The organism is Burkholderia sp. LMG 13014, assembly GCF_905232215.1.
Lineage (GTDB): Bacteria > Pseudomonadota > Gammaproteobacteria > Burkholderiales > Burkholderiaceae > Burkholderia.
The window spans coordinates 1-9,555 of record NZ_CAJNKE010000212.1; the positions used below are offsets into that span (position 1 = coordinate 1).

General features: G+C 68.7%; 9 protein-coding genes. 6 read left to right on the forward strand and 3 right to left on the reverse strand.

All coding sequences use genetic code 11. The annotated features are described in order from the left end of the window. Together JYJ84_RS20195 and JYJ84_RS20200 are read right to left on the reverse strand one after the other, a co-directional pair. Positions 1–831: TolC family protein (locus JYJ84_RS20195; RefSeq protein ID WP_205189404.1), on the reverse strand; the 831-nt coding region annotated here is incomplete at its 3' end. 209 nt (positions 832–1,040) lie between these two features. Beyond that, complete coding sequence (locus JYJ84_RS20200) at positions 1,041–1,229, reverse strand: DUF2964 family protein (RefSeq protein WP_175220394.1); 189 nt, start codon at positions 1,227–1,229, stop codon at positions 1,041–1,043. Between the two features lie 277 nt (positions 1,230–1,506). Here JYJ84_RS20200 and JYJ84_RS20205 point away from each other — a divergent pair, with 277 nt between their 5' ends. From JYJ84_RS20205 to ftsH, 3 genes are read left to right on the forward strand one after another with little or no spacing between them, the layout of a single operon-like run. Further along, the gene (locus JYJ84_RS20205; protein ID WP_175220392.1) at positions 1,507–2,154 is read left to right on the forward strand and encodes a BON domain-containing protein; all 648 of its coding nucleotides are present in this window, start codon (positions 1,507–1,509) and stop codon (positions 2,152–2,154) included. Between the two features lie 40 nt (positions 2,155–2,194). Then, the gene (locus JYJ84_RS20210; protein ID WP_175220390.1) at positions 2,195–2,704 is read left to right on the forward strand and encodes a BCAM0308 family protein; all 510 of its coding nucleotides are present in this window, start codon (positions 2,195–2,197) and stop codon (positions 2,702–2,704) included. Between the two features lie 33 nt (positions 2,705–2,737). Further along, positions 2,738–4,651 carry an ATP-dependent zinc metalloprotease FtsH gene (ftsH, locus tag JYJ84_RS20215; RefSeq protein ID WP_175220388.1) on the forward strand — a complete coding sequence of 638 codons (1,914 nt, stop codon included), beginning with the start codon at positions 2,738–2,740 and terminating at the stop codon, positions 4,649–4,651. 23 nt (positions 4,652–4,674) lie between these two features. Here the strand turns inward: ftsH and JYJ84_RS20220 are convergent, their stop codons facing one another. After that, entirely contained in the window at positions 4,675–6,468 is a 1,794-nt protein-coding gene (locus JYJ84_RS20220) for an adenosylcobalamin-dependent ribonucleoside-diphosphate reductase (protein ID WP_175220386.1), read from the reverse strand. A 228-nt stretch (positions 6,469–6,696) separates the two neighbouring features. On the opposite strand from JYJ84_RS20220, the gene JYJ84_RS20225 reads away from it, so the two are divergent. The 3 genes from JYJ84_RS20225 to JYJ84_RS20235 all read left to right on the forward strand — a co-directional run bounded on the left by JYJ84_RS20225 (position 6,697) and on the right by JYJ84_RS20235 (position 9,414). Then, on the forward strand, positions 6,697–7,659 hold the full coding sequence (locus JYJ84_RS20225; RefSeq protein WP_175220384.1) for a 1-phosphofructokinase family hexose kinase: 963 nt from the start codon (positions 6,697–6,699) through the stop codon (positions 7,657–7,659). 520 nt (positions 7,660–8,179) lie between these two features. After that, complete coding sequence (locus JYJ84_RS20230) at positions 8,180–9,232, forward strand: ABC transporter substrate-binding protein (protein ID WP_175220382.1); 1,053 nt, start codon at positions 8,180–8,182, stop codon at positions 9,230–9,232. Beyond that, positions 9,229–9,414: a hypothetical protein gene (locus tag JYJ84_RS20235; protein ID WP_205184883.1), complete on the forward strand. Its 186-nt coding sequence runs from the start codon at positions 9,229–9,231 to the stop codon at positions 9,412–9,414. The genes JYJ84_RS20230 and JYJ84_RS20235 overlap by 4 nt, the downstream gene beginning before the upstream one ends. Positions 9,415–9,555: the final 141 nt, after the last annotated feature.

A 9,555-nucleotide genomic window follows, 5' to 3' on the forward strand; every position in this document is an offset into this window, starting at 1 on the left:
GCCGGCCAGATCCGGCGGCGCCCCGACCAGCAACGCCAGCGCATCGGCTGCCGACGCGCGCGCCTGCTGCAACTGGGCGCCGAGGGATTCCGCCTGCTGCAGCAGGATCTCGGCCTGTGTCAGGTCGAGGCGGGAGATCGCGCCGGCCGCATGGCGAAGCCGGAAAATCCGCAGCGACTCGCGGCGCGTGTCGATCGTCGCGCGGGTCAGCGCGATGCGCTCGTCGTACTCGCACAGCGTCAGATACGCGTTGGCAACCGACGTGATCACGCTCAGCGTGGCGGCACGCCGCGCCGCGTCGCTCGCGAGATAGCGCTGCAGCACCGCGTCCTTCAGGTTGCGTACACGGCCCCAGAAATCGAGTTCCCATTGCGTTTCGGCCAGCTGGACCTCGTAGACCTGACCGATGAACGGGGAGGGCGTGAGAACCCCGCCCGGTGCACGAAACCGCGCATAGGCCGCCCCGGCGCCGATTGTCGGCCACTGGTCCGCGCTGCGGATGCCGTAGACGGCGCGTGCCTGTTCGACGCGCGCAACGGCCGCGCGCAGGTCGCGATTGTTGGCCAGCGCCTGCGCGATCAGCGCCCGAAGGCGCGTATCGACGAAGTAGTCCTGCCACTCGGGCACCGGGGCAGCCGCAGTTGCAGCCGCAGGCGTGGCGCCGGACGACGGATCCGGAAAGGCGGCGGGGATCGGCGCGGTGGGGCGCCGGTCCGGCGGTGCGAGCGACAGACATCCGGACAGCATGCCGATACTCGTTGCGAGCGCAACGAAACGCACGTACCGGACAGCTGCGATGCGGAAGACGACGGGAAGCGCGATGGCGCGCATGGGATGCCTCGGCGAATACGGAAACGCGGGGTGGCGCCGCCTCGTGACGTCGCCGCTTCGGGTTCACTTATATCCGACGATTGATGCTCCTACCCTTGATCTGTATCACTTCAGAGGGATTGCGTTTCGAGCGGTGCTTCGGTTGACAGGCGCGCTGGAGCATGACTCCGGGCCGGCGGGTTGGGCCGGACCCGACGCCGTCGCGCGCGTCACGGCCGGTCGCCCGGGGCGAGGTTCAGCAGGATGACGAACGAGAGGATGCTCAGGATCAGCGTGACGATCGAGTACCTGAACACGCGTTCGTCGAACAGCATCCCGTGAATGATGCCGGCCAGCGATGCGAGCGCGATGAACACGCTGAGCGTCGAAAGCGCGATTCGGTATTGCCTGCGGTTCATGACGGTCTCCCGGGGAGCGGCTGTCGCAACGATGCGAAACGTAGGGGCGCCACGGAATTCGGGCGTCCGGGGTCATGATCGCGTCGCGCCCCGTCGCACGGTTGATCTGCGTCAACGGAAAAATCCGGCTTGAGCGCGCGCGACGGCGGCTGCCGCCAGCACGCCGTTGATTGATCCTCGTCAACCCGCCGGCGCCGCCGTGCGCGATGCTGAATTCGGTGCGGCCCCATCGCCGATCGCGAATGTCGCGACCGGCACGGCCCGACGGGAGACGGAAATGAAGTCCGATGCAGCACTCAAGCAGGATGTCGAGCAGGCGCTGTTCTGGAATCCGGCGATCGATGCAGGGCGGATCGACGTCGACGTACGCGACCGGGTCGTGACGTTGCGCGGCACGGTCGACAGCTGGGCCCAGAAGCTCGAGGCGCAGAAAACGGCGCTGCATGTCGAGGATGCGCGTGCGCTGGTGCTCGAACTGAACGTCACGCCGCCGGAGAACGCGTGCGCGGATCAGGAACTGGCGATCGCGATCACGTTCGCGCTCGGCTGGCAGGAGGCGTTGCGCGATCACAAGATCCGCGTCGAGGTCGATCATGGCTGCGTGACGCTCGACGGCGAAGTCGATCATGCATACCAGAGTCGGGCGGCGGAAAAGATGGTGAGCCGGATGATCGGCGTCGTGGGCGTCGCGAATCGCATCCGGGTGCGCGCCGACCAGACGGTGCCCGACGTCGGCACGCGGATTGCCGAGGCGCTCGCGCGGCGCGCGCAGCGCGAATCCGCAGGGATCTCGATCGCCGCCGACGACGGCATCGTCACGTTGACGGGCAAGGTCGCGTCGCTGGCCGAACGGCGTGCCGCTTGCGGCGCGGCCGCGTCGGTCAGGGGCGTGCGCGAGGTCGTCGACCGGCTGACCGTGGCCTGAGCGGCCGGTTCGCCCCGTCCATTACCTGGGAGAAACCGCGATGAACCGTTCGAATTCCGGCCCCGGCCGAAACCTCCTGCGCCGCGACAAGCGCATGCAGTCGCATACCCGGGACAGTTACCGCGATCCGAAGCGGCCGAAGGGCGACCGGATCTGCGAAGGCTGCGGCGCCGTGTGCGACGCGGGCCGCTGGACCTGGTACGCGACGCCGCTCGACCGGCGCCAGCTCGAATGCCCGGCCTGCAAGCGCACGCGGGAACATGCGCCGGCCGGCGAGCTCGTCCTGAACGGCGCATACCTGCGCGCGCACCGGTCGTCGATCCTCGCGCTGCTCGCGCGGCAGGCCGATCTGGAGACGAGCGAGCATGCGCTCGAACGCATCATGGAGATCGCGAATGCCGGCGACGCGCTCGTCGTCCGGACCACCGGCGTGCATATGGTGCGGCGTCTGGGCGAAGCGTTGCTGCACGCGCATCGCGGCGGTCTCGCGCTCAACTATCGCGACGGCGAGACGATGCTGCGTGCGCAATGGACCCGTGACGATGCGTGAGCGGGCCCGCGCCCGCCGTACCGGTTCGACGCCATGAAAAAATCATTCGATTACTCCGGCCTGCTGATCCCGTTCTTGTTTGCCGCGCTGGTGGCGTATCAGCTACTGATGTCTCAGCCGGCAACGACGTCGATCTCGTACAGTGACTTTCACCGGCTGGTCGATGCGCGGCTCGTCGACGATCTCGACATCGGCCAGTCTTCGATCTCGGGCACGCTGCGCATGCCGGTAGCCGGCGCGGCGCTGCCGGCCTCCGATGCGGCGGCCGTGAAGAAGGCCGGCCCGCCATGGCGCTTCACGACCAACCGGGTGGCCGACGATCGTCTCGTCACCGCGCTGACCGCTGCCGGCATCCGCTATCGCGGCGCGCCGGATTCGGGCTGGCTCGAAACGCTGGCCGGGTGGGTTTTGCCGGTGATCGTCCTCGTGACGTTCTGGAGCTTCATGATGCGCCGGCCGGGCGGGGTCCGGGACCTGAGCGGCATGGGCAAGAGCCAGGCGCGCGTGTACGTGCAGCAGGAAACCGGCATCACGTTCGACGACATTGCCGGCATCGACGAAGCGAAGGCCGAGCTGCAACAGATCGTCGCATTCCTGCGCAACCCCGAACGTTACCAGCGGCTCGGCGGCAAGATCCCGAAGGGCGTGCTGATCGTCGGCGCACCAGGCACCGGCAAGACGCTGCTGGCGCGCGCGGTGGCCGGCGAGGCGGCCGTGCCGTTCTTCACGATCAGCGGCTCGGCCTTCGTCGAGATGTTCGTCGGCGTCGGCGCGGCGCGTGTGCGCGACCTGTTCGAACAGGCGCAGCAGAAGGCGCCGTGCATCGTATTCATCGACGAGCTCGATGCGCTCGGCAAGGCGCGCGGCGTCGGCCTGATGTCCGGCAACGACGAGCGCGAACAGACGCTCAACCAGCTGCTCGTCGAGATGGACGGCTTCCAGGCCAATTCGGGCGTGATCATCATGGCCGCGACCAACCGGCCCGAGATCCTGGATCCCGCGCTGCTGCGCCCCGGCCGCTTCGATCGCCACATCGCGATCGACCGGCCCGACCTGACCGGCCGCAAGCAGATCCTGGCCGTGCACACGAAGCGTGTGAAGCTCGCTCCGGAAGTTGACCTGGCCGAGCTGGCGCAGCGCACGCCGGGCTTCGTCGGCGCGGATCTCGCGAACGTCGTCAACGAGGCCGCGCTGCACGCGGCCGAACTCGGCAAGCCTGCGATCGGCATGGCCGACTTCGACGAGGCGATCGATCGCGCGATGACCGGCATGGAGCGCAAGAGCCGCGTGATGAACGACGACGAAAAGCGGACCATCGCGTACCACGAAGCGGGCCACGCGCTCGTCGCGCAAAGCCGCGTGCATTGCGATCCGGTGAAGAAGGTGTCGATCATCCCGCGCGGCATCGCGGCGCTCGGCTATACGCAGCAGGTGCCGACCGAGGATCGCTACGTGCTGCGCAAAAGCGAATTGCTCGATCGGCTCGACGTGCTGCTCGGCGGCCGCGTCGCCGAGGAAATCGCGTTCGGCGACGTGTCGACCGGCGCGCAGAACGATCTGGAACGCGCGACCGCGCTGGCGCGGCACATGGTCATGCAGTACGGGATGAGCGAGAAGCTCGGCCTGGCAACGCTCGACGACGCGGCGCCGCAGGGTGGTTCGCCCGGCGTGTGGACGCCGGGTGACGGCCGGTGCAGCGAACACACCGCACAGATGATCGACGAGGAGGTGCGCGCGCTGCTCGAAGACGCGCACGTGCGGGTCGCGACGACGCTCGGCGAGCATCGCGACGCGCTCGAACGGATCGCGCGGTGCCTGCTGCAGCACGAGTCGATCGATCACGACACGCTGGTGGCGCTCATTACGCCGCCGGAAGATGGCGGCGGGGCGCCCGAGCCGGCGCGAGCCGAGGCGGAGCCGGTAACGACAACGGACACGTCGGCCTGACCCGCTACCGACGTTCAGGCCGCTCAACAGCCGATGCAGACTGTGCGTTCATGCGGTTGCGCCGTATCGTCGGTGACGACGGACGCAAGCCGAGGATCGGGCCGGAACACCGTGATGCCCTTGAGCCGGTCGCGCCATGCCGCGAAAAACAACGCGTCGACCTGGGCCAGCGAACACTGGCTGTCCATCGTCACGGTCTTCGAAATGCCGGCGTCGACGCAGGGCTGGAGCGCCGCGAGCATCGCGACGTGATCGATCGGCGCGATCTCGGCCGCGGTGACGAAATAGTCCGGCAGCTCGACGCCGTCGCCGTGCAGTGCGCGAAACAGCCGGTAAGCATGGTTCTGTACCCGGAACGCGCGCACCTGTCTGTCAGCCGTGTGGACCATCCGGCGCTGCGTCCAGCCGACGGCCGGCTCGATGCCGTTCGAGCAGTTGTCGCAGAACGCGAGACTCACGCTGCCGGCCGGCGCGAACGACAGCAGATGGCTGTTGCGCAGCCCGTGCCGCGCGATCGCGTGATGCACCTTAAGCGGCAGGCGCATGCGGTGCGCGGGGCCGGTCAGGTAAGCGGCCGGATCGTAGGCGGGAAACGCACCGCGCTCGGCGGCCAGCGCGGCCGATGCGGCAAACGCGTGCTCGCGCATCGTCAGCGCGATGCTGCGCGCACATGCGCGCGCCTCGACGCTGTCGTAGCGCAGCCGCAGCATCGTCAGCGCGTCGCCCAGCCCCGTCACGCCGACACCGATGCGCCGCGTCCGGTGCGCTTCGTGCGCATGCGCGGCGAGCGGCCATGCGGTCAGGTCGAGCACATCGTCGAGCAGGCGGACGTGGACCTGCACCGCGTCGGCGAGCGTCGCGAAATCGAAGCGTGGCTTGCCGTCGACACCGAACGGATGGTGCACGAACCGCGACAGGTCGATCGGCCCGAGCACGCAGCTGCCGTAGGGCGGCAGCGGCTGTTCGCCGCACGGGTTCGTCGCGTCGATCCGCTCGTGCTCGCGCAGCGGATTCGCGTCGCGGATCGTGTCGAGGAACAGCAGCCCGGGTTCCGCACTGTCGCGTGCGGCGTTGACGATCTCGTGCCACAGCTTGCGGGCCGGAACCGTCGCGTGAAGGTAGCGCCCGTCCGGCCGCCGGGGTGACGCACCGGCAGCGGCGTGGCGCGGCGCGTGATGGACGAGCGCCCATGGCAGGTCGTGCGCGACCGCTTCCATGAACGCGTCCGTGACGCCGACCGACAGGTTGAAGGTCGGCCAGCGCGAGCGCCCGCGCTTGGCCGTGACGAATGCCACCAGGTCCGGATGATCGCAGCGCAGCACGCCCATCTGCGCGCCACGGCGCGGGCCGGTGAACGGCAGGGCGCGGCACATTGCATCGAACTGGTCGATCGCCGCACATGCACCGCGTTCGGACGACAGGCGGCGTTCGTACGCGCCGGCAGGCGGCACCGGCGAGAAGTCGTAGCCGATTCCGCCGCCCATCAGCAGCGTGAGCCGGGCTTCGTCGAGCGCCTGCGCGAGTGCCGCGTCGACACCTCGCAGCGGCATGTCCACGGGAACCGCGAGCGGATGGACGAAGCAGTTGATCATCGTCCCGCCCGTCCCGGCGCCCGCGTTCGCCAGGATGCGGCCGGCGCCGATCGCGCCGCGCTGCAGGTTCAGGAAGAACGCGCGCTCGGCCTGGGCACGCAGCGCGGGCGGCTCGGCGAGCGACAGCGCACGCGCGACGCGATGGAATACGGCTGTGCGCGACGTTTCGCCGGGCTGCGCATAGCGCTCGGCGAACACGGTGGTGCAAAGCGGCTGCTCGTCCATGGCGGCGCTCGGTGACGATGGATGACTCACTGTAAGGGCGTGCCCGCCCGCGTCGTTGATCGAGCGCAATCCGGCGCCGTTGCGATCTGGCTTGATGGTCGTCAATGCCGTGCGAAGGAGGGCACGTAAAGTGACGCAAGAGCCGGCCAGCGCCGCTGGCCGGCACCCGTCACGGCCGCGGCCGTCCGACGCGCAAGCCCGCGCAGCACCCTTTACCGATTCCGCGCCATGACCGAGATCGTTACCGTCACGTTGAATCCGGCCATCGATGTCTCGACATCGGTCGAGCACATCGTCGATACGCACAAGATGCGCTGCGCGCGGCCACGGCGGGACCCAGGCGGCGGCGGGATCAACGTCGCACGGACCGTTCACCGGCTCGGGGGCGACTGCGTCGCGCTATACCTGGCGGGCGGCCCGACCGGCGACGTGTTGACGCGGCTGCTCGAAGCCGAACAGGTGCCGGCCGTGTGCATGCGAATCGCCGGCGAGACGCGCGAGAACGTCTGCGTGACCGAGACCGCGACGGGGCGGGAATACCGCTTCCTGATGCCAGGGCCGGTGGTCATGGCAGCCGAGTGGCGCGACTGCGCGACCCGCATCGCGGCCCTGCAACCCGCGCCGCGCTATCTCGTGCTGAGCGGCAGCCTGCCGCCCGGCGCGCCGGACGACCTGTATGCGACGCTCGCGCGCACGGCCGCCGAAAACGGCAGCCGGGTGGTCGTCGATGCCGCGGGCCCGGCACTGCGCGCGGCTCTCGACAGCGGTGTTCATCTCGTGAAGCCCAGTCTCGCCGAACTGAGCGCGCTGGCCGGCGAACCGCTCGACGAAGCGTCGGCATGCCGAAAGGCGAGCGAACTCGTTGCGCAAGGGCGGGCGGAGATCGTTGCATTGACGCTCGGCGCGCGCGGTGCATGGGTCGCCACGCGCGAGCGTGCGCTGCGCCTGCCCGGCAGGCCGGCGACGGTGTGCAGCACGGTCGGCGCCGGCGACAGCTTTGTCGGCGGGATGGTCTGGGCGCTGGCGCGCGGCGTGCCGTTCGACGATGCGTGCCGCTATGCGCTGGCGGCATCGGCCGCGTCGGTCGAGCATCCCGGCACGGCGTTGTGCACGCGAGAAGATGTCGAGCGAATTCATGCGGAACTGGTTGCGCAGGCAAGCAGCGCAGCCATTGCGCGAGGCGCGGCATGAGCGTCCGCGCGATCGTCTGCCTGCTGCTGTCGTGCTGACCGCCGGTATCGTTCGCCGGCGCGGGGACGGTTGCGCCGGTGCCGCAACGCGTGCTGATTCGCGCCTATCACCGGTTTGCGGCGCAGCGCCTGGATTCGATTGCTTCTCACGTTGAATGTCTTCGCTTGCCTTGCATTGCCCGGAAAGATACTCGTCCGACTGGGCGTCCATCTAGCTCATGCGGAGAAAATGGTCGAACGCGACCGTCTTCTGCACGAGGCGCAACAGTTTGCGTCGTAATTTGTTGCGTGAGCATCATGCCCGGATGTCCAGGCAAAGGCCGATGATCATCCGCATCCCCGTACGGTAAACGATGCAGGCGACTCGACTCTGCATGGCACGTTTTCTGCTTATGACCAACGTACGTTATCGGCCGCTCTTGGCGTTCTGATGTGGCGGCCTTCGAGGAACGCATGTACGGCACGTGCCGGCTGCACCCTTGCAGCACGCATGTGGTCAACCCTGTCTGGAAAACGCATACATGAACACACCGCTCGATACGTTGTGGTACACCCGTTGTCCTGTGCCGACCGGGCTCGGCATTGCCATGCAGCGCGGCTGGCTGGAGGCGAGCTTCGCGGCTCGGCACACCGTCGTCAAGTCGTTGCGCGAGTCGGACGATCAGGCGGTGCGCGAATCGCATTTCGATCACACACTGCGCAACTCGGTGCGCCATGGCGGCAGCATCCCGGCGATCTGGGCGCGCGCGGCCGGACGCGACACGCGCGTGATCGGGCTGTCGTGGGCGGACGAGACGCAACTGATCCTGACGCGTCCGGACACGCGGATCCGCACGGTGCGCGATCTCGTCGGCCGGCGCTTTGGCCTGCCGAACTGGCGGAACGTGCAGATCGATTTCACGCGCGCGCAGGCGCTGCGCGGCATCGACAACGCACTGAGCACCGAGGGCCGCTCCGCGGCCGATGTCGAGCGGATCGACTTCGACATCGGCGGCACCTACAGCGATGCGCCGGGCCGCACCGGACAGGGGCCGCTCGAATTCGGCGGCGTGCCGCGCGCGCAGCATCCTGAACTGCTCGGACTGTTGCGCGGCGACGTCGACGCGATCTTCCTGAAGGGCGCGCACGCGGCACAGCTCGCGAGCCAGCTCGGGCTGGTCACGGTGATCGACATCGGCGCGCATCCGGAGCCGCTGCTGCGGGTCAACAACGGCACGCCGCGCACGTTGAGCGTCGACGCGCATCTGCTCGACCGCCACTTCGACGCGGCGACGCAGATCGTCGAACAGGTGCTGCTCGCCGAGCAGTGGGCGCATGCGCATCCGGACGACACGCGCCGCTTTCTCGCGTGGGAAACCAACAGCAGCGAACACTGGGTGCGCGTCGCATACGGCGACGACGCGCATCTGCGGCTGCGCACCGGCTTCGATCCGATCGCGGTGCGCGCGCTGACGGAATTCAGCGCGTTCCTGCATCGCTGGGGCTTCATCGCACAGCCGGTCGACGTGCCGGCGTGGCTCGACGCGCACGCGTTCGATGCCGCGCGCGAACGCGTGGCGGCGCGAGCCGCGTGACGAACGAATACGCGGCGCACGGCTGCGACGCGTTCATCTTGTCCGGCTTCCCGCTGATCGAGGACGCGCATCGCGTCGCGCATCTGTTGTTCCCGCTGCTCGATCCCGATCATGGCTTCGATGTGCGGGCGCTGGCCCCGTCGCCATACGGGGCGGCCGACGTGGCGCCGCAGCCCGGATGACGTACGCATTCGCTTTCGACCCGTCGTGCGCGCCGCGCACGCCCGGGATTTCGCTACAGGACGACTCATGACCGAACGTTTTTCCCGCCGCGCCTTCCTCGGCGGTTCCGCTGCCTTCGGCGGCAGCCTGCTGCTTGGCGG